The sequence below is a fragment of the Alphaproteobacteria bacterium genome (assembly GCA_030740435.1).
In the GTDB taxonomy this organism is placed as follows: domain Bacteria; phylum Pseudomonadota; class Alphaproteobacteria; order UBA2966; family UBA2966.
In genome coordinates, this window is record JASLXG010000066.1 from 57,761 (window position 1) to 76,013 (window position 18,253).

The following is an 18,253-nucleotide window of genomic DNA, read 5'->3' on the forward strand; positions in this document are numbered from 1 at the left end:
GGGGCGGCGCCCCTTATTCGCCCTCGAATTCGCACAGCGTCATCACCTTGACGTCGAGCGCTTCGAGCCGTTGGCGGCCGCCGATGTCGGGCAGGTCGACGACGAAGCAACACCCCACCACCTCGCCGCCGGCCTGGCGGATCAGCTTGACGGCGGCCTCGGCGGTGCCGCCGGTGGCGATCAGGTCGTCGACCAGCAGCACCTGATCGCCGCGGCGCACCGCGTCCTGGTGCATCTCGACCTCGTCGGTGCCGTACTCCAGCTCGTACTCCTCGGAGAAGGTCTTGTGCGGCAGCTTGCCTTTCTTGCGCACCGGCACGAAGCCGACGCTCAATTGATGGGCCACGGCGCCGCCCAGGATGAAGCCCCGGGCCTCGATGCCGGCGACCACGTCGATGCGCTGGCCGGCATAGGGCTGGACCAGCTCGTCGACCACCTTGCGGAAGCCGAAGGGGTCCTGGAGCAGCGTCGTGATGTCGCGGAACATGATCCCGTCCTGGGGGTAGTTCGGGATGGTGCGGATACGGGATTTGATCGGCATGGTCGCCTCCGGGCCGGCCTTCAGGCGCCCAGCACGCGGCCGGCGACGGCGTCGAGCTTTGCCGCCAGGGCCGGATCGCGCGCCTCGGGCTGGGTGATGATGGCGAATTCGAGCGCCCTGTCGCAGCCCGCCGGGCAGGCCTCGGGGCGGCTTGCCAGGGCCGGTGCGACTTCCGCGACCAGGCTGCGGGCGTGCTCGGCGTTGGCCAGCAGCACGCGGATGATGTCGGCCACCTCGACGTTGTCGTGGTCGGGGTGCCAGCAGTCGTAGTCGGTGACCATGGCCACGGTGGCATAGCAGATCTCGGCTTCGCGGGCGAGTTTGGCCTCGGGCATGTTGGTCATGCCGATGACGTCGCAGTTCCATGAGCGGTAGAGGTTGGATTCGGCCAGGCTGGAGAACTGCGGCCCCTCCATGGCGAGGTAGGTGCCGCCGCGCACCATGTCTACGTCGCAGGCCTTGGCGGCGGCCTCCAGGGCATCGCCGAGCCGGCTGCAGACCGGGTGGGCCATCGAGACGTGGGCCACCAGGCCGGAGCCGAAAAAGCTTTTTTCGCGGGCGAAAGTGCGGTCGATGAACTGGTCCGCCAGCACGAAGCGGCCCGGCGGCAGATCCTCGCGAAACGAGCCGCAGGCCGACACCGAGACGATGTCGGTGACGCCGGCGCGCTTCAGGGCGTCGATGTTGGCGCGGTAATTGACCTCGCTGGGCGGGATTTTGTGGCCGCGGCCGTGACGCGGCAGGAAGACCAACTCGGCATCGCCCAGCCGGCCTTGCAAGAGGGCGTCAGAGGGCTGGCCGAAGGAGCTTTCGACGCTGACCCATTCGGCCCCAACGAGTCCCTCGATGTCGTAGACCCCGGAGCCTCCGATGACGCCGATTCGTGCTTTCGTGCCTTGATCGCCCATTCTGCCGCCCTATTGATTGCCGATTGCCAAACCCGGGCGGCAGATTAGCGGGGAAAACCCAGCCCGACTATGCCCTAATGCACGTCGGCCCAGACCCGGCGCTTGGTCAGGTAGAAGAGCCCGGTCAGGATGATGAGAAAGATCATCACCTTGAAGCCCAGCCGCTTGCGCGCCTCGAGGGTGGGCTCGGCCGCCCACATCAGGAAGTGGACCACGTCGTGGGACTGCTGCGCCACGGTCGCCTTGGTGCCGTCGGCGTATTCCACGCCCTCGTCGAAGATGGGCTCGGGCATGGCGATCTGGTGCCCCGGGAAATAGGGGTTGTAGGCCATGCCCTCGGCCAATTCCACGCCCTCCGGGGCTTCGCGGTAGCCCGAGAGCAGCGAATAGATGTAGTCGTGAAAGCCCGGTCGGGCCTTGACGATGAGCGAAAGGTCCGGCGGCAGGGCGCCGTTGTTGGCCGACCGGGCGGCGTTGGCGTTGGGGTAGGGATCGAGGAAATAGTCCGAAAGCCGGGCCGGCCGGTCGAACATCTCGCCCTCGTCGTTGGGCCCGTCCTGGACCTCGAACTCGGCGGCAAAGGCCTTGGCCTGGTCCTGGCTCAGCCCGATCTCGGTGAGATTCCGAAAGGCGATGTATTCCAGGCCGTGGCAGCCGGCGCAGACCTCCTGGTAGACCTGCAGCCCGCGCTGCAGCGCCGCCCGGTCGAAAGTGCCGAAGAAGCCTTCGAAGGTCCAGCCCGGCGATTTGGGTTTTTCGACCACGCCCGAGGCCTGGGCCGGGGCGGCGGAAAGCGCCAGGGCGGCCAGAGCCGCCAGCAGCGTGGCCTTCATGCCGAGCGCCTTCATGGCCCCGCCTCCGCTTTGGCGGCGTCCGGTTTTCGCGCCTTGTCGAGCACCGCCTGGGCGATCGAATCGGGCAACGGCTTGGGCGTTTCGAGCCAGCCCACCAGCGGCATGACGAGGAGGAAATGGGCGAAATAGTAGGCCGTGGCGATGCGTCCGATGAGCACGTAGTAGCCCTCGGCCGGGTTGGCGCCGATCCAGCCCAGCACGATGCAGTCGATCACCAGGATCCAGAAAAACTGCTTGTAGATGGGCCTGAAGGTGGACGAGCGCACGCGCGAGGTGTCGAGCCAGGGAATGACGAACAGCACCGCCACCGCGGCAAACATCAAGATCACGCCGCCCAGCTTGTCAGGCAAAGCGCGCAAAATGGCGTAGAAGGGCAGGAAATACCATTCCGGCACGATATGCGCCGGCGTGGCCATGGGATTGGCCGGAATGTAGTTGTCGGGATGGCCCATGTAGTTGGGCCGGTAGAAGACGAAATAGGCCAGCACCAGCAGGAAGACGCCCAGCCCCACCAGATCCTTGGTGGTGTAGTAGGGATGGAAGGGCAGGGTGTCCTGTGGGCCCTTGATCTCGATGCCGAGCGGATTGTTCGACTTGTGTACGTGCAGCGCCCAGATGTGCACGATGACCACGGCGGCGATGACGAAGGGCAGCAGGTAATGCAGGCTGTAGAAGCGTTTGAGCGTCGAGTTGTCGACGGCGAAGGCGCCCCACAGCCAGATCACGATGTCCTCGCCGACCAGCGGCACGGCGGAAAACAGGTTGGTGATGACGGTGGCGGCCCAGAAGCTCATCTGGCCCCAGGGCAGCACGTAGCCCATGAAGGCCGTAGTCATCATCAGCAGCAGCAGGATGACGCCCAGCCCCCAAAGCAGCTCACGGGGATACTTGTAGGAGCCGTAATAGAGGCCGCGGAAGATGTGCACGTACATGCAGAAGAAAAACAGCGCACTGGCGTTGGCGTGGATGTAGCGGATCAGCCAGCCATAGTTGACGTTGCGCATGATGTGCTCGACGCTGCCGAAGGCGAGGTCGGAGTGCGGCACGTAGTGCATGGCCAGCACGACGCCGCTGACGATCTGGATGACCAGGGCGATGCCGGCCAATGATCCGAAATTCCACCAGTAGCTCATGTTCTTCGGCGAGGGATAGTTGGTGCCGACCGAATCGTTGATGAAGGTGAAGATCGGCAGCCGGTACTCGATCCAGTTGACGACCGCTTGTGTGATACCGCGGGATGCCATGATCCGCCCCTAACCCAGCTTGACGGTGGTGTCGTCGAGGAACTCATATTTCGGCACCTCGAGGTTGGTCGGTGCCGGCCCCAGGCGGATGCGGCCCGAGGTGTCGTAGTGCGAGCCGTGGCAGGGACAGAACCAGCCCCCGAATTTGCCCTTGGGCTCGGTGTCCTTCTGGCCCAGCGGCACGCAGCCGAGATGGGTGCAGACGCCGACCATGACCAGCCACTGGGGTTTCTGCACGCGCTCGGCATCGCTTTCGGGATGCGGCAGCTCGGCGCCGTCGTCGGCCCGGGCCTGGGCGATTTCCTTCTCCGTGCGGTAGCGCACGAAAGCCGGCTTGCCGCGCCACTTGACGGTGATGGCCTGGCCCGGCTCGAGGGGCGAGAGATCGACCTCGATCGAGGCCAGCGCCAAGACGTCGGCGGTGGGATTCATCTGGTCGATGAAGGGCCAGGTGGCCAGGGCGGTGCCGACGGCGGTGAAGGCGCCGGTCGCTATATAGAGGAAATCACGCCGGGTGGTGCCCTCGGCGGGATCGGAATCGGGTGTTGTGGTCGACATCAACTAACCATCCAATGGCGGGCCATTCAGCCCCGGGGCTGGAGTTGGGCGCCCTTTTTTCATGAATCCGGCGCCATGTCCAGAGTCCCAGGCCGTGGCGGGTGGCGGCCTTTGAAGCCTGTCCCCACTCGGCGATTGTTCTAAAGTGCAGGTCCTGCCCGAGGAGATGCCATGGCCACGGCAAAAGGCGACAAACAACGCCTCCAGGCTCGGACCCGGTTCTAGAGCATGTCGAGGACGAATTCAGCGCTTGCCCCCTGCCGCCCGGCGCAAAATGGCCCTGAGGCCGCGCCGATATGTCCCTGTGGCGCCCCTCCCCGTCCCGGGCACGGCGGAACATATTTCCGGGCGTCTGGGCAAGGCTTGGCCGAAGGGTCGGTTCTTGCCCTCGGCAGAATTTTCAAGACGTTGATTTTAAATGATTTTTTGCTGGCACGGGGCTTGCTAAATAGGTAGCGGGCAGTGGGCTTATTCGAGCCGCAAACGGTCCACGGCCCAGGGAAGACCCATCAGAGGTCATCGCACCAAGATAGGGAAAGACCCATGACATCCACCCCAGCCAACGCCGAATGGGCGTATCAGGCGTCAGCGCGCAGGATCCCGACCGACTATGTCGCGACGGTCCAGCCGATGGCGTCAGCGGCTCCCGAACCTGAACCGGGCAACCGGTATCAGGGCATCGTCTCGCGCTACAATGTGGGCACGATGACCGGGACCGAAGCAGTGCGGTTCGCCAACGACCTCATTGCGACGGGCGTGGAAGAAACCGATGCCCTTGCCGTCACGCTGCCCATCACCAGCCGCAACCTGTTGCTGTCGGTGGGTAAGGCCAGCACGGCTCCCAAGACCGAGAACTGGAACGACGTGGTGCGCCATCATCAGGCCCAGCACGAACTGGCGCAACGACGCGCCAGCAAGAATTACGCGTATCAGCTCGAGCGGCTGATCACGCTGGCTCAGGACCTGCAGGAGGCTGAAGCAGCCTGAGCCACCTTGCCGCCTCCCCAGACGGATACCAAGGGCCGGCTAAACGCCGGCCTTTCCTTTTGCGGCTGCCAGCTGCACCAGCTTCTCCAGGCAGGCTTCCCGCCCGGCCTGAAAGTCACCGTCGAGCCACCAGTCCTCGGCGGCGGCCAACAGGCAACCGACCTGGGGGCCAGGGCTGATGCCAAGCGCCAGCACATCGTCACCGTCGACGGGCAGAACCGGCACCGTCCAGTCGTTGGCCAGGGCCAGATGCGCCGCCCAGCGCCCGTCTTCGGGACGTTCGGCCCAGCGCAGGTAGGCGGCATCGGCAAAACCCTCGGCCCCCAGACCATAGACGGCCCGGCGCGCACCTGCCGGGTCGAGGTCGGTCTCCAGCGTGGCCTCGGCCAGGGCCCGGAGCCGCTCGCCCTGGGCCCGCGAGAGCTTGAGGCGGCGGGCCAGGCTTTGCGCTCCAGCGCCGTCGACGGCCAACAGCGCGCCCAGGCGGCGCAGCGGGTCGGGATCGTCGCCATCCAGCCCTACCAGCCCGGCCAGGCGCCGCAGCCTGCGCGCCTCGGGCACTATCTCGGCCAGGATGTCGCAGTCCGCCATGACATTCAGCGCCGGCCCCGGATCCCGGGCCGCCAGCAGCTTCAAAAGCTCGGCCGCCACCCGTTCCGCCGACAGCCTCGACAAGCCAGCCCGGGCCTGACGGCAGGCGGCCAGGGCCGCGGCATCGATGGGCGGCCGGCCGAAATGGGCGTAGAAGCGGAAAAAGCGCAGGATGCGCAGATAATCCTCCTTGATGCGCTGTTCGGCCTGGCCGACAAAGCGCACCCGGCCGGCCTCGAGGTCGGCGCGGCCCTGGCAAGGGTCGTAGAGCGTGCCGTCGGCATCGAGGTATAGCGCGTTCATGGTGAAGTCGCGGCGCCCGGCGTCGGTCAGCCAGTCGCCCTCGAAGGCCACCTGGGCGTGGCGTCCGTCGCTTTCGACGTCGCGCCTGAGCGTCGTGATCTCGAAGTGGCGCCGGCCGCTGACGGCGGTGACGGTGCCGTGCTCGAGACCGCTGGGCAGGGCCTTGAGGCCGGCCGCCGTCAGCCGTTCCATGACGCGCTCGGGCGGCTCCGGGGTGGCCAGGTCGATATCGCCGTCAGCCGGCACCGGCCTTCCCAGCACGGTGTCGCGCACGGCGCCGCCGACGTAGCGCACCGGGGCGCCGCCGGCCGTCAGCGCCGCCATCACTGCCGTGCTCTCGGCCGCCAGCATCCAGGGCGCGGGCGCCAGGCGGTCGACCGGCTGCATGGGGCTCACTACTTCCTGCTGCCCGGGACGATGCGGCCATCCTCGAGCCGGGCCGGCGTGTAGTCGCCCTCGATACTGTCGACGGTGGTGAAGCGGACGATGAAAAGCGAGGCGATCAACAACACCACGCCGACGATGGTCAGCCACATCCAGGGTGCTTCGCGCCAGCCCTGTTGCTGGCCGTGGCGGCGCAGCCGGCCCAGCCCTATCCACAGCCCGTAGGCCAGGAAGGGCAGCAGGAAGGGAATGGCGTACTTGAGGATTTTCCAGATCATGGCGCCGCCACTTTGCCGTGGAGTTTGCCGTAGAGGTTGACCAGCATGCCCGCCGTGGCCCCCCAGATGAAGCGTTTTTGGTAGTTGATGACATAAAACTGCCGGCGCTGGCCCTGCCAGATCTGGCTGCGGCGTTCGTGGTTGGCCGGGTCGAAGACGAAAGCCAGCGGCACCTCGAAAACCTCCGCCACTTCGAAATCGTCGAGCTCGAGGGTATAGCCGGAATCGACGAAGCCCACCACCGGCGTGATGCGAAAGCCGGTGCCGGTTTCGTAGGTGTCAAGGAACCCCAGAATTTCCACCAGATCGGGCTGGATACCGATCTCCTCGTCGGTCTCGCGCAATGCCGCGGCCACGGCGTCGGCGTCGACGCTCTCGATGCTGCCGCCGGGGAAGCTGATTTGGCCGGCGTGGTCGTTGAGATGTTCGGTGCGCTGGGTCAGCAGGACCGAGGTGCCGTCCCGGCGCTCGACCAGCGGCACCAGCACGGCGGCCGGCTTCATGGCGCGGCCGTCGAGGCTTGAGCGATAATCGGGATTGAGATCGAAATCGCCGCGCAGATCGCCGCTGCCGCTGCCGCTGTCCGCGTCGTCGAGGGGATGGAGGCTGCTCTCCAGGCGCACACGTAGATCCCGCATAGGGCTAGTCATCGAGCCGGCCCAGGTCGAACCAGGTGCCGGCGCTCCGCACCGCCAGCACCGGTCCCTGGGCGCCCGGGCGCTCGATGCCATGGTCGACCAGTTGGTAATAGACCGCCCGCCCGATCAGGGCCTCGAGGCCGTCGCGCACCAGCACGTAGGGTGCCGGCCCGCCGCTCACGGCTTCGTGATCGACGCGGATGGGATGGCGGGCATCGGCCGTGACCTCGTCGTCCAGGTTGGTGCGGAAGGTCAGGCGCTGGCCCTGGCCCTGGCCCGTGACATTGAGTTCCACCGCCACGAAGGGCGCGTCGTCGACCTGGATGCGGCCCTTCTCATAGGGCGTCTCTAGGTAGTAGTGACCGTCGTTTTCACGCTTCAGCACGCTGGCGAACAGCTTGACCAGTGGTTTGCGGCGGATCGGCGAAGCGTGATAAAACCAAGTTCCATCGCGGCCGATGCGAATGTCGATGTCAGCCCACATTGGCTCCCCGGGGGGAGCGGCAGTAGGCCGACGTCCACCGCTTGCTGCGGGGCCCATTTGATCCCCGTGCAAAAAAGCCGCCCAGGCGGCGGCATCGCTGGGTGTTTTCGACATGGCCGTCATTTTCGTGGCGAATTCGGAGGTAACGGTGAGTATACCCGACCAGACCGAGACGGCCAGCGCCCCGGCCGCGGCCCCGGCGCCGGCCTCCTCGACGATGGCCACCGGCGCCGATCTGGCGGCCGAGATCGAACGCCTGGGCGAGCGCCTGAAAGCGGTGCGGGCAAGCATCGGCCGGGTCATCTTCGGCCAGGTCGAGGTCGTCGATGAGACCCTGATCACCCTGCTGGCCGGCGGCCATGCCTTGCTGATCGGCGTGCCCGGCCTGGCCAAAACGCGACTGGTGGAGACCCTGGGCACGGTGCTGGGGCTGAGCGAGAAGCGGGTGCAGTTCACGCCCGATTTGATGCCGGCCGACATCATCGGCTCCGAGGTGCTGGAGGAGAGCGAGAGCGGCCGGCGCTCGTTCCGTTTCATCTCCGGGCCGGTGTTCTGCCAGTTGCTGATGGCCGACGAGATCAATCGCGCCAGCCCGCGCACCCAATCGGCGCTGTTACAGGCCATGCAGGAGAAGCAGGTCTCGGTGGCCGGGCAGCGCCACGACCTGCCGCAGCCTTTCCACGTCCTGGCGACCCAGAACCCGCTCGAGCAGGAGGGCACCTACCCGCTGCCCGAGGCCCAGCTCGACCGCTTTCTCATGCAGGTCGACGTGGGCTATCCCGACCTGGCGGCCGAGCGCGAGATGTTGATCGTCACCACCGGCATGGCCGAACAGACGCCCGTCGAGGTGATGAGCGCGGAAGACCTGATGGCGGCCCAAAGCCTGGTGCGCCGGGTGCCGGTGGGGGCGGCGGTGGTCGAGGCCATCCTGACCCTGGTGCGGGCCGGCCGGCCCGATCAGAGCGAGCTCGACGAGGTGCGGCGCCACGTCGCCTGGGGCCCCGGCCCCAGGGCCAGCCAGGCGCTGATGCTGGCGGTCAGGGCGCGGGCCATTCTCGATGGCCGCCTGGCGCCCTCGCTCGATGACGTCGTGACGCTGGCGCCGCCGACCTTGAGGCACCGCATGGCCGTCAACTTCGCCGCCCGGGCCGAGGGCGTCAGCGTCTCCTCGGTCATCGAGCGGCTGATCGATCCTTTCCGTTAAGCGGGTGGGGGGCAGCGCCATGCCAACGGGCATGCGCCAGCAAGCCGAGCAGCTTGCCGCCACCTTGCCGCCGCTGCTGGTGGCGGCCGAACGCGTTGCCGCCACCGTGGCCCAGGGCGTCCATGGGCGCCGCCGCGTCGGCCAGGGCGAAAGCTTTTGGCAGTTCCGCCAGTACCAGCCCGGCGACGAGGTGCGGGCCATCGATTGGCGCGCCACGGCCAAGTCGGAACGCGTCTTCGTGCGCGAACACGAATGGGAGGCGGCCCAGAGCGTCTGGCTGTGGCCCGACGCCTCGCCCTCGATGCACTATGCCTCGGCCGGCGCCCCCGTCGCCAAGGTCGAGCGGGCGACGCTGCTCACGCTGGCGCTGGCGGCGCTGCTGCTGCGGAGCGGCGAGTTCGTCGGACTGTTGGGCGTCGACCGGGTGCCGACCTCGGGCCGGGCGGCGCTGGCCCGCCTGGCCGCCAGCCTGCACGCCCGGGCCGGCGCAGGCCCCAGCCTGCCGCCCGCCGAGCCCCTGCCGCGCTATGCCCGGGTGGTGCTGATCGGTGATTTCCTGTCACCGGTCGCGGACATCGAAGAGTGCGTGCGCCACTTTGCCGCCAACGCCGTCGACGGCCACCTGCTGCAGCTGCTGGACCCGGCCGAGGAGGATCTGCCGTTCACCGGCCGCACCCGCTTCGAGGGACTGGAGGGCGAGCCGAGCTACCTGGTCAGCCGGGCCGAGACGCTGCGCCAGGCCTACGGTGCCCGCCTGGCGGCGCACCACGAGGACCTGCTGACGCTGAGCCGGGGCGTCGGCTGGACGCTGGCCCGCCACCGCACCGATCGGGCGCCGGAAACGGCGCTGCTGGCGCTCTACCAGGCGCTGGCCGGCAAGGAATAGGTAGCCGTGCTCAGCCTCGGAACCCTGGCCTTCGCCACGCCCTGGATGCTGCTGGCCCTGACGGCGCTGCCGCTGCTTTGGTGGCTTTTGCGCCTGACGCCGCCGGCGCCGCGCCGCGTTGTCTTTCCCGCCATCCAACTGCTGCGCGGGCTGGTGGCGCCGCAGGAGACGCCGCATAGCACGCCCTGGTGGCTGTTGCTGCTGAGGTTGCTCATCGCCGTGCTGATCATCGCCGCCCTGGCCCAGCCCCTGCTCAACCCCGGCAGCCGCCTGGGCCCGCGGGGTGCCGTGCTGCTGGTGGTCGACGACGGCTGGGCGGCGGCGGCGGACTGGCCGCGCCGCCGTGCCAGCCTCGACAAGCTGTTGGCCGAGGCCGAGCGCAAGGGCCGCCCGGTGCTGTTGCTGACCACGGCGCCGCCGGCCGGCGGCGGCGCCTTACAGGTCTCCGAGGTGATGCCGGCGGGCGCCGCCCGCGAGCTGGTGGCGGCGCTCGAGCCCAAGCCCTGGCCGGTCGACCGTGCCGCCGCCCGCCGGGCCATCGCCGAGCTTGACCTGGGCGGCCCGGCCGACGTGGTTTGGCTCAGCGACGGCTTGCAGGCCATGCCCGGTGGCGACGCCGCCATTCTGCTGGCCGAGCGCCTGCAGCGCTTGGGACCGGTGCAACTGGTGGCACCACGGCCGGCAGCCCTGGCCAAGGTGCTGCTGCCGCCAGAGGCCGTCGGCACGCTGCTCTCGCTGCGAGCCTGGCGGGCGCCGACGGCGGCGGCCGAAACGGTCTGGCTGCGGGCGCTGGGCCAACGTGGCCAAGTGCTGGCGCGCCAGCGCCTCGAGTTCGCCGCCGCTTCCCAACATGCCGAACAGGTGCTGGAGTTGCCGGCCGAGATGCGCAACCGGCTGGCCCGGCTGGAGCTCGAGAACGCCGGCACGGCGGCCGGCGTGGTGCTGCTCGACGAGCGCTGGCGGCGCCGCCCGGTGGGTCTTGTTTCGGGCAGCGCGAGCGGCCCCGACCAGCCGCTCTTGTCGAGCCTCTATTACCTCGAGCGCGCGCTGGCGCCTTTCGCCGAGATCCGCCAGGGCAAGGTGGCCAAACTGCTGGCCCGGCGGCTGGCCTTGCTGGTGCTGGCCGATGTCGGCCAGGTCGTCGGCCCCGACCGGGCCCGCATCGAGGATTGGCTTGACCGGGGCGGCGTGCTGGTGCGTTTCGCCGGTCCGCGCCTGGCCGAGCAGGCCGACGATCTGGTGCCGGTACCGCTGCGCGTCGGTGGGCGCAACCTGGGCGGCGCGCTGACCTGGACCCAGCCGGTGCGGCTGGCGCCCTTCGCCGCCACCAGCCCCTTCGGCGGCCTGGTGCCGCCGGACGACGTGCTGGTATGGCGCCAGGTGTTGGCTCAGCCCTCGCTGCAACTGGGCTCGCGCACCTGGGCTCGCCTGGCCGACGGCACGCCGCTGATCACCGCCGAGCGCCGCGGCCGGGGCTGGATCGTGCTCTTTCACACCAGTGCCGACACCAGTTGGTCCAACCTCTCGCTCAGCGGCCTCTTTGTCGCCATGCTGCAGCGCATCGTGGCCCTGGCCGAGGGCGTGCCGGGTGCCGCCACGACGGCCTTGCCGGCGCTCAGCGTGCTCGATGGCTTCGGCCGGGCAGAGGCCCCGCCGGCCACCGCCCGTCCCATCGCCGTCAGCGAATTGCAGGAAGCCGGGCTCGACGGCGTGGCGGTCGGGCCGGTTCATCCGCCGGGTCTTTACGGCAGCGCCCAGGCCCGCCATGCCCTTAACCTGGGCCCCTCGGTGGGCCATCCGGCGGCCCTGGCCGGTCTGCCCCAGGGCATCACGGTGTCGGGCTTCGCGGCCAGTCGCGAGGTTGATCTCAAGCCCTGGCTGTTGGCCGCGGCGGTGCTGCTGACGCTGATCGAATTTCTCCTCAGCCTGGGGCTGAGGGGCCTGTTGCAGAGCCCGCTCGGCCGCCGCGCCACGATACTGGGCGCCATCACGCTGGTGCTCCTGGCCCAGCCCCAGGCGGCCCGCGCCCAGGCCACCGACGACGAGTTCGCCCTGGCCGCCACGCTCGAGACCCGGCTGGCCTACGTCATCACCGATTTCGCCGAGATCGACGAAATGAGCCGGGCCGGCCTGAGCGGGCTGACGCGTCTTCTCGATCGGCGCACGGCGGTCGAGGGCGGCGAGCCGCTGGGCGTCGACCTGGAGCTCGACGAGTTGGTCTTCTTCCCGCTGCTCTATTGGCCCGTGCTGCCCGAACAGCGCCAACTCAGCCCGGCCGCCCTGGCCAAGGTCGACGCCTTCATGAAGAACGGCGGCACCATCCTCTTCGATACCCGCGACGAGCAGATGCTGGTGTCCCAGCCCGGTTTTGGCCGCCTGGGGGCCGGCAGCCCGGCCCGGCAGCGCCTCAGGCAACTTCTCAACCGGCTCGACGTGCCGCCGCTGGTGCCGGTGCCGCAGCAGCATATCCTGACCAAGGCCTTCTACCTGCTGCAACAGTTCCCGGGACGCTGGAGCGGCGGCCCGGTGTGGGTCGAGCGCCATGCCGGCGGTGTCAACGACGGTGTTTCGGCGCTGGTCATCGGCAGCCACGATTGGGCCGCGGCCTGGGCCGTGGACGACCAGGGCCGGCCTCTGGCGGCGGTGGTGCCGGGCGGCGAACGCCAGCGCGAAACGGCCTTTCGCTTCGGCATCAACCTGGTGATGTACACGCTGACCGGCAACTACAAAAGCGACCAGGTGCACGTGCCGGCCATCCTGGAAAGGCTGGGGCAATGAACGGCGCCGTGGATGGCTCTGTAGCCTCTGTGGTCACCGGCTTCAGCGGCTTGATCTGGGCGCCGTTGCTGCCCTGGTCGTTGCTCGCCGGCCTCGGCGCCGGGGCGCTGATCATCGTCGGATATGCCGCGCTGCGGCGCGCCGGCGGCACGCTGTGGCGCCTGCTGGCCCTGTTTGTGGCCTTGTTGGCGCTGGTCAATCCCAAGCTGATCGAGGAACAGCGCCAGCCGTTGAGCGACGTCGTGGCCCTGGTGGTCGACCGCTCGGATAGCCAGGACATCGGCCAACGCCGGCAGGCGACGCACCAGGCCACCGCGGCCTTGCGTGCGAAACTAGAGGGCTTCAAAGGCCTCGAGATACGCGAGGTGGCCGCCGGCGGCCGCCACAGCCGGCTTTTCGCGGCCCGCGACGAGGCCCTTTCCGATGTTCCCCCCAACCGCCGGGCCGGCACCATCATGATCAGCGACGGCCAGGTCGACGACGTACCCCAGGCGGCCGCCGGCGAGGCCCCGGGTGGGCCGCTGCACGTGCTGTTGTCGGGCCGGCGCGATGAACGCGACCGGCGCCTGGTGGTGGTCGAGGTGCCGAGCTACGGCATGGTCGGCGATCCGCTGGCCATGACGCTGCGCATCGAGGATCGGGGTGGGCCGGCGGCGGCAGGGCGAGCTTCCGCTCGTGCCCTGGTGACGATCCGCCGCGACGGCGGAGCGGCGCTGAAGAGAAGCCTGGGGATCGGCCAGGACGTTCGCCTGCCCTTCGTGCTCGAGCACGCCGGGCGCTCCATCATCGAGATCGAGGTCGAGGCCGGCCCGGACGAGCTCAGCTTGCGCAACAACCGCGCGGCGCTGCTGCTTAACGGCGTGCGCGACCGCCTGCGGGTGCTGCTGGTCTCGGGCGAGCCGCACGCCGGCGAACGCACCTGGCGCAACCTCTTGAAGGCCGATCCTTCGGTCGATCTGGTGCATTTCACCATCCTGCGTCCGCCCGAGAAACAGGACGGTACGCCGGTCAACGAGCTCTCGCTGATCGCCTTTCCCATCCGCGAGCTGTTTGAGATCAAGCTGGCCGAGTTCGACCTCATCATCCTCGACCGCTACCGCCGCCGCGGCGTGCTGCCGCACGGCTATTTCCTCAACATCGCCAATTATGTCGAGGCCGGCGGGGCGCTGCTGGAGGCGGTCGGCCCCTCGTTCGCCGGCGCCATGTCGCTGTTTCGCACACCGCTGGCCAACGTCCTGCCGGGCCGGCCGACGGGCCAGATCCACCGCCAGGGCTTCAAGCCCCGGTTGGCCGCCAGCGGCTTGCGCCATCCCGTCATCGCCGACCTGACGCCCGGCGGCGACGGCGGCGACGGCGGCGAGCCGGATTGGGGCCGCTGGTTCCGCATGATCGACGCCGATGCCGAGAGCGGCGAGGTGCTGATGCGCGGCGTCGCCGAGCGGCCCTTGCTCATCCTCGACCGCGTCGGTGAGGGCCGGGTGGCACTGCTGCTCTCCGACCACGGCTGGCTCTGGGCCCGGGGCTTCGAGGGCGGCGGCCCCCAGGCCGAGTTGCTGCGCCGGCTGGCGCACTGGCTGATGAAGGAGCCCGAGCTGGAAGAAGAGGACCTGCGTGCGACGGCGGCAGGAAACAAGATCGACATCGTGCGGCGCAGCCTGAAGCCCGGCGCTGCTCCGGTGACGGTGACACCACCCGGCGGCGAGGCTTTCGAGGTGGATCTCGACGAGGGTCCCGGTGGTCGCGCCAGCGCCCGCATCGAGGTGACGCGTGACGGCATCTATGCCGTGACCGACGGTCGCCACAAGACGGTGGTGCCGGTGGGCGATCCCAATGCCCGTGAACTGATCGACGTGCGCGCCACGTCAGAGCTGTTGCGGCCGGCCACCCGGGCGCAGGGCAGCATCCGCTGGCTCGAGGACGGCCTGCCGCGCTTGCGCCGCGTGCGGCCCGGGCGCGACGTTGCCGGCAGCGACTGGATCGCCATCCACGACAACCAGGCCTACACCGTCGGCGGCGTCGAAGAGATGCCGCTGCTGCCGCCGCTGGCCGTGCTGATTCTGCTGCTGGGCGGCCTGATGGCGGCCTGGTATCGTGAGGGTCGGTAGCAGGAGATCGCCATGTCATTTTCCCTCGTCACCCTCGACCTCGATGGCGCCACCGGCTGTCTCGAATTGGACGGCCGTTGCTGGCCGCTGCGTGCCACCGCCGAGCGGCTGGGCTTCGAGCTGCCCAACGCCCTGATCGAGCTTTTCGCCGACTGGCCGGGTAGCCAGATCCGCTTGCAGAACCTAGCCGACCGGGCACCTCAAGACGCTCCCGAGCTGGCCCTGGAGACGGCCGGGGCGCAGCTGTTGGCGCCGCTCAGATACCCCGGCAAGGTGCTGTGCGCTGGGGCCAACTATTACGACCATCTGGCCGAGATGGGCAGCGAGGACACGCGCAAGGAAGCCCAGCGGCTCTTTTTCTTCTTCAAGCCGGCCCGGACCGCCGTGGTCGGACCCGGCGCCACGGTGAAAAAGCCCGGGCGGACCGAGATGTTCGATTGGGAGATCGAACTGGCGGCGGTGATCGGCAAGACAGTGAAAGACGTGGCCGAGGAAGATGCCATGGCGGCCGTGGCGGCCTATACCGTGGCCATCGATTTCTCCGCCCGCGACCTCAATTTCGCCCCCGAGACCTTCTACAAGCTGGATTGGGTGGCGGGTAAGGGCCAGGACACCTGCTGCCCCACCGGCCCGCGCCTGGTGCCGGCCGAGGCCATAAAGGATCCCCAGGACTTAGGGCTCAGGCTGGCCGTCAACGGCCAGACCAAGCAGGATTCGCGAACCTCGCAGATGATCTTCTCGATCGCCGAGCAGATCGCCGAGCTCTCGTCGATCATGACGCTGGAGCCCGGCGACCTCTTGCTCACCGGCACCCCGGCCGGCGTCGGATTCCCCCAGAAAACCTTCTTGGAGGTGGGCGACCGGGTGACCGCCGAGATCGAGGGCATCGGGGCATTGGAAGTCGAGATCACGGCGTAGCGGCGAAGACACCTCCCGGGCACCACGGTGCCGGTAAGGCGAGCCAGGGCGCCGGGCACCAGTTCACGGGCCAGTAGGCGGTCGGCCGCTTCGCCCGGCAACGCGATGTCGCCCGCCAGGCGGTGCGAGAATCCGAAACGCCGGTAGTAGCCCAAGTCACCGGTCAGCAGCACGGCGGCGTGGCCGGCGGCCTGGGCCGCCGCCAGGCCGCTGCGCACCAGGGCGCTGCCGAGACCGGCACCGGCGAATTCCGGGGCCACGGCCAGAGGGCCCAGGATCAGCACCTCGATCAGCTGGCCCGAGCGGTATTCGCGCACCGCGGCGGGCCAGAAGCGCAGACTGCCAGTGACCGTGTCACCGGCCAGCGCCACGCGGCCGAGCTCGGTCAGCGCTGCCCGGCCGGCGCGCAGCCGTTCGATGGGTTTCAAATCGGGCGAGGGAAAGGCCTGGGCCAGCAGGCGGGCGATGGCGGCGGCGTGCTCGGGCCGCTCGGGGGATATGCTGAACATGACGGGCTCCGACAAAAAAGGGTGCAAACGCACCCCTGTCGCGAAAGCCGGGTGCGCGCTAGGAGGCTGGACCGCCTCGTCGTCGCAGTGTGGTGCGCCGGATCGTCATGGCGGCGCATGTAGCATGGACGGGTCGCCGCCGCCAACCCCTTTTTGCCGCTCTGGACCGGCCGAACGAATCCCGCTAGCGTCCGGCAGCCCGCAAACCAACGCAGATAAGAAATGTTCTATGAACCCAAGGACGGCCACGGCCTGCCCCACAATCCCTTCAAGAGCCTGATCGTGCCGCGGCCCATCGGCTGGATTTCGACCATCAGCGCCGACGGCATCGCCAATCTGGCGCCTTTCAGCTTCTTCAACGGCGTTTCCGAGGCGCCGCCGGCGGTGATGTTCGCGGCCAACGGCAAGCTCGACCGGGGCCGCCTCAAGGACACCCTGACCAACGTCGAGGAGACCGGGGAATTCGTCGTCAACCTGGTCACCGAGGTGCTGACGGACGAGATGAACGCCACTTCGGCCCACGTCGATCCCGAGGTCGACGAGTTCGCCCTGGCCGGCCTGACGGCGACGCCTTCGCAACTCGTCAAGCCGCCCCGGGTGGCCCAGTCGCCGGCCCAGATGGAATGCCGCTACCTGCAGACCGTGGCGCTCGCCAGCTCCGATGCCGAGTGGCAGAACGCCGTGGTGCTGGGCGAGGTGATCGGCATCCACATCGCCGACGAGGCGCTGACGGCCGAGGGCAAGGTCGACGTCGCCCTGCTCAGACCGCTGGCGCGCCTGGGTTACATGGAATACACCGTCGTCGAGAAGGTCTTCAGCCTCGACCGGCCGGCCTGATCGAGGCGATATGACGGCTGAAGCGCCGCCCCAACGCGAGGGCGAGACACGTTTTTTACTGGCCAGCTTTTCGCTCGGCCACATGGCCAACGACTGGGCCCCGGGCGCGGTCTGGCTGATCGCCCCGGCCATCGCTTTCGACCTCGGCCTCTCGCCTTCCGAGCTTGGCTTGCTCATCACCATTTCGGCCATCGGCGCCTCGCTGGCCTACTTCCCGGCCGGCCTGCTGGCCGATCACGTGGCCCATCGTGGGCGCCTGCTGGCGCTCACCTTCTGGTGGGTGGCCATCGGCTTCTTCGCGGCCTCGTTCGCCACCTCGTTCTGGTCCATCGCCATCCTGCTGGCCCTGGCCGGGCTGGGCGACGCGGCCTGGCACCCCATCGCCACCGGCGTCTTGGCCAAGCGCTGGCCCGCCCGCCGCGGCGAGGCGCTGGGCGTGCATGCCATCGGCGGCAGCCTGGCGGTGGTGCTGGCACCGCTGGCGGTGGGGTATCTGTTGGCCGTGCTCGACTGGCGCGAGGCGCTGAGGATCTCGGTGCTGCCGGCCCTGATCATGGCCCTGGTCTTTACCGTCTTCATCGCCCGCCGGGTGCCGCCGTCCGACGACAGCGGCACCACGCGCGGCGACGTGGGCGCCTTCTTTGCCGTCTGGTTGCGACCGCTCGGCCTGGCCTTCCTGACCATGGTCGTCGCCTATCACATGTCCTTCACGGCGGTGATGAGCATGACGCCGCTCTATTTGCAGACCACGCACGGCTACAGCCCGGCCCAGGCCGGCACGCTGTTTGCCGTCGGCCTGCTGGCCGGCACCGTCGTGCTGCCCTGGCTGGGGCGGGTCTCGGACCGCATCGGCCGCAAGCGGGTGGTCGTGGTGATGACGTTTTTTGGCGGCCTGCTGGCCGCCGGTATCGCCTTCGCCGGCCCCGGCCCCGCCCTGCTGCTCACGGTGGTGGGCGCCATCGGCATGCTGGTCGGCGTGCGCGCCGTGATCCTCGCCCTGGCCGTCGATTTCGCGGCCAAGCGCGAAGGCACGACGCTGGGATTCGTTTTCGGCCTGATGGATGGGGTGGGAGCATTGGGGGCGGTTCTGGCCGGGCTGGTGGGCGAGGTCGATCTCAGCCGAGCCTTCCTGCTGGGCGGCGGCCTGGCGCTGGCCTCGGCGCTGCTGGCCTTGCTGTTGCCGCTACGCCGGGCGAGCGGTTGAACCTACGTCCGCAGGGCGCCAGAATGTTGCTGTCGGATCCAG

At 68.8% G+C, this 18,253-nt stretch carries 18 protein-coding genes; 9 read left to right on the top strand and 9 right to left on the bottom strand.

Going from position 1 to position 18,253, the window contains the following annotated elements:
• Nucleotides 1-13 precede the first annotated feature (13 nt).
• From QGG75_07645 to petA, 5 genes are all read right to left on the bottom strand, one after another.
• Nucleotides 14-541 carry an adenine phosphoribosyltransferase gene (locus QGG75_07645; protein MDP6067109.1) on the bottom strand — a complete coding sequence of 176 codons (528 nt, stop codon included), beginning with the start codon at nt 539-541 and terminating at the stop codon, nt 14-16.
• 20 nt (nt 542-561) lie between these two features.
• Nucleotides 562-1,449, bottom strand: coding sequence for an S-methyl-5'-thioadenosine phosphorylase (locus QGG75_07650; GenBank protein MDP6067110.1), 888 nt, complete (start codon nt 1,447-1,449; stop codon nt 562-564).
• 74 nt (nt 1,450-1,523) lie between these two features.
• The gene (locus QGG75_07655) at nt 1,524-2,297 is read right to left on the bottom strand and encodes a cytochrome c1 (GenBank protein ID MDP6067111.1); all 774 of its coding nucleotides are present in this window, start codon (nt 2,295-2,297) and stop codon (nt 1,524-1,526) included.
• Nucleotides 2,294-3,547 (bottom strand): cytochrome b N-terminal domain-containing protein, encoded by a 1,254-nt coding sequence (locus QGG75_07660; protein ID MDP6067112.1) that lies wholly within the window; start codon nt 3,545-3,547, stop codon nt 2,294-2,296. The genes QGG75_07655 and QGG75_07660 overlap by 4 nt, the downstream gene beginning before the upstream one ends.
• 9 nt (nt 3,548-3,556) lie before the next feature.
• On the bottom strand, nt 3,557-4,105 hold the full coding sequence (petA, locus tag QGG75_07665) for a ubiquinol-cytochrome c reductase iron-sulfur subunit (protein MDP6067113.1): 549 nt from the start codon (nt 4,103-4,105) through the stop codon (nt 3,557-3,559).
• 543 nt (nt 4,106-4,648) lie between these two features.
• On the opposite strand from petA, the gene QGG75_07670 reads away from it, so the two are divergent.
• Nucleotides 4,649-5,092, top strand: a complete 444-nt coding sequence (locus QGG75_07670; protein MDP6067114.1) for a hypothetical protein — start codon at nt 4,649-4,651, stop codon at nt 5,090-5,092.
• A gap of 39 nt (nt 5,093-5,131) precedes the next feature.
• Here the strand turns inward: QGG75_07670 and QGG75_07675 are convergent, their stop codons facing one another.
• The 4 genes from QGG75_07675 to QGG75_07690 all read right to left on the bottom strand — a co-directional run bounded on the left by QGG75_07675 (nt 5,132) and on the right by QGG75_07690 (nt 7,770).
• Nucleotides 5,132-6,373 (bottom strand): CCA tRNA nucleotidyltransferase, encoded by a 1,242-nt coding sequence (locus tag QGG75_07675; protein MDP6067115.1) that lies wholly within the window; start codon nt 6,371-6,373, stop codon nt 5,132-5,134.
• Nucleotides 6,374-6,381: 8 nt separating this feature from the next.
• Nucleotides 6,382-6,648, bottom strand: a complete 267-nt coding sequence (locus QGG75_07680) for a DUF6111 family protein (protein ID MDP6067116.1) — start codon at nt 6,646-6,648, stop codon at nt 6,382-6,384.
• Nucleotides 6,645-7,151, bottom strand: a complete 507-nt coding sequence (locus QGG75_07685; GenBank protein MDP6067117.1) for a CoA pyrophosphatase — start codon at nt 7,149-7,151, stop codon at nt 6,645-6,647. The genes QGG75_07680 and QGG75_07685 overlap by 4 nt, the downstream gene beginning before the upstream one ends.
• Before the next feature lie 139 nt (nt 7,152-7,290).
• Nucleotides 7,291-7,770: a DUF1285 domain-containing protein gene (locus tag QGG75_07690; GenBank protein ID MDP6067118.1), complete on the bottom strand. Its 480-nt coding sequence runs from the start codon at nt 7,768-7,770 to the stop codon at nt 7,291-7,293.
• Between the two features lie 217 nt (nt 7,771-7,987).
• Here QGG75_07690 and QGG75_07695 point away from each other — a divergent pair, with 217 nt between their 5' ends.
• The 8 genes from QGG75_07695 (at nt 7,988) to QGG75_07730 (ending at nt 18,211) form a co-directional block, all read left to right on the top strand.
• The gene (locus QGG75_07695; protein ID MDP6067119.1) at nt 7,988-8,974 is read left to right on the top strand and encodes a MoxR family ATPase; all 987 of its coding nucleotides are present in this window, start codon (nt 7,988-7,990) and stop codon (nt 8,972-8,974) included.
• 19 nt (nt 8,975-8,993) lie between these two features.
• Complete coding sequence (locus tag QGG75_07700; GenBank protein MDP6067120.1) at nt 8,994-9,860, top strand: DUF58 domain-containing protein; 867 nt, start codon at nt 8,994-8,996, stop codon at nt 9,858-9,860.
• Nucleotides 9,861-9,866: 6 nt separating this feature from the next.
• The gene (locus QGG75_07705) at nt 9,867-12,638 is read left to right on the top strand and encodes a DUF4159 domain-containing protein (protein MDP6067121.1); all 2,772 of its coding nucleotides are present in this window, start codon (nt 9,867-9,869) and stop codon (nt 12,636-12,638) included.
• The gene (locus tag QGG75_07710) at nt 12,635-14,743 is read left to right on the top strand and encodes a hypothetical protein (protein ID MDP6067122.1); all 2,109 of its coding nucleotides are present in this window, start codon (nt 12,635-12,637) and stop codon (nt 14,741-14,743) included. Before QGG75_07705 ends, QGG75_07710 begins: the two co-directional genes overlap by 4 nt.
• Before the next feature lie 12 nt (nt 14,744-14,755).
• Nucleotides 14,756-15,661, top strand: coding sequence for a fumarylacetoacetate hydrolase family protein (locus QGG75_07715; protein ID MDP6067123.1), 906 nt, complete (start codon nt 14,756-14,758; stop codon nt 15,659-15,661).
• 122 nt (nt 15,662-15,783) lie between these two features.
• Nucleotides 15,784-16,293 carry a hypothetical protein gene (locus QGG75_07720; protein MDP6067124.1) on the top strand — a complete coding sequence of 170 codons (510 nt, stop codon included), beginning with the start codon at nt 15,784-15,786 and terminating at the stop codon, nt 16,291-16,293.
• 99 nt (nt 16,294-16,392) lie between these two features.
• Nucleotides 16,393-17,007 (top strand): flavin reductase family protein, encoded by a 615-nt coding sequence (locus QGG75_07725; GenBank protein ID MDP6067125.1) that lies wholly within the window; start codon nt 16,393-16,395, stop codon nt 17,005-17,007.
• Between the two features lie 10 nt (nt 17,008-17,017).
• Nucleotides 17,018-18,211, top strand: coding sequence for an MFS transporter (locus QGG75_07730; protein ID MDP6067126.1), 1,194 nt, complete (start codon nt 17,018-17,020; stop codon nt 18,209-18,211).
• Nucleotides 18,212-18,253: the final 42 nt, after the last annotated feature.

Bases quoted from the DNA above. Each gene is read 5' to 3' on its own strand.
- QGG75_07645 (MDP6067109.1), bottom strand. From the start codon at position 541: ATGCCGATCAAATCCCGTATCCGCACCATCCCGAACTACCCCCAGGAC.
- QGG75_07650 (MDP6067110.1), bottom strand. From the start codon at position 1,449: ATGGGCGATCAAGGCACGAAAGCACGAATCGGCGTCATCGGAGGCTCC.
- QGG75_07655 (MDP6067111.1), bottom strand. From the start codon at position 2,297: ATGAAGGCGCTCGGCATGAAGGCCACGCTGCTGGCGGCTCTGGCCGCC.
- QGG75_07660 (MDP6067112.1), bottom strand. From the start codon at position 3,547: ATGGCATCCCGCGGTATCACACAAGCGGTCGTCAACTGGATCGAGTAC.
- petA (MDP6067113.1), bottom strand. From the start codon at position 4,105: ATGTCGACCACAACACCCGATTCCGATCCCGCCGAGGGCACCACCCGG.
- QGG75_07670 (MDP6067114.1), top strand. From the start codon at position 4,649: ATGACATCCACCCCAGCCAACGCCGAATGGGCGTATCAGGCGTCAGCG.
- QGG75_07675 (MDP6067115.1), bottom strand. From the start codon at position 6,373: ATGCAGCCGGTCGACCGCCTGGCGCCCGCGCCCTGGATGCTGGCGGCC.
- QGG75_07680 (MDP6067116.1), bottom strand. From the start codon at position 6,648: ATGATCTGGAAAATCCTCAAGTACGCCATTCCCTTCCTGCTGCCCTTC.
- QGG75_07685 (MDP6067117.1), bottom strand. From the start codon at position 7,151: ATGAAGCCGGCCGCCGTGCTGGTGCCGCTGGTCGAGCGCCGGGACGGC.
- QGG75_07690 (MDP6067118.1), bottom strand. From the start codon at position 7,770: ATGTGGGCTGACATCGACATTCGCATCGGCCGCGATGGAACTTGGTTT.
- QGG75_07695 (MDP6067119.1), top strand. From the start codon at position 7,988: ATGGCCACCGGCGCCGATCTGGCGGCCGAGATCGAACGCCTGGGCGAG.
- QGG75_07700 (MDP6067120.1), top strand. From the start codon at position 8,994: ATGCCAACGGGCATGCGCCAGCAAGCCGAGCAGCTTGCCGCCACCTTG.
- QGG75_07710 (MDP6067122.1), top strand. From the start codon at position 12,635: ATGAACGGCGCCGTGGATGGCTCTGTAGCCTCTGTGGTCACCGGCTTC.
- QGG75_07715 (MDP6067123.1), top strand. From the start codon at position 14,756: ATGTCATTTTCCCTCGTCACCCTCGACCTCGATGGCGCCACCGGCTGT.
- QGG75_07725 (MDP6067125.1), top strand. From the start codon at position 16,393: ATGTTCTATGAACCCAAGGACGGCCACGGCCTGCCCCACAATCCCTTC.
- QGG75_07730 (MDP6067126.1), top strand. From the start codon at position 17,018: ATGACGGCTGAAGCGCCGCCCCAACGCGAGGGCGAGACACGTTTTTTA.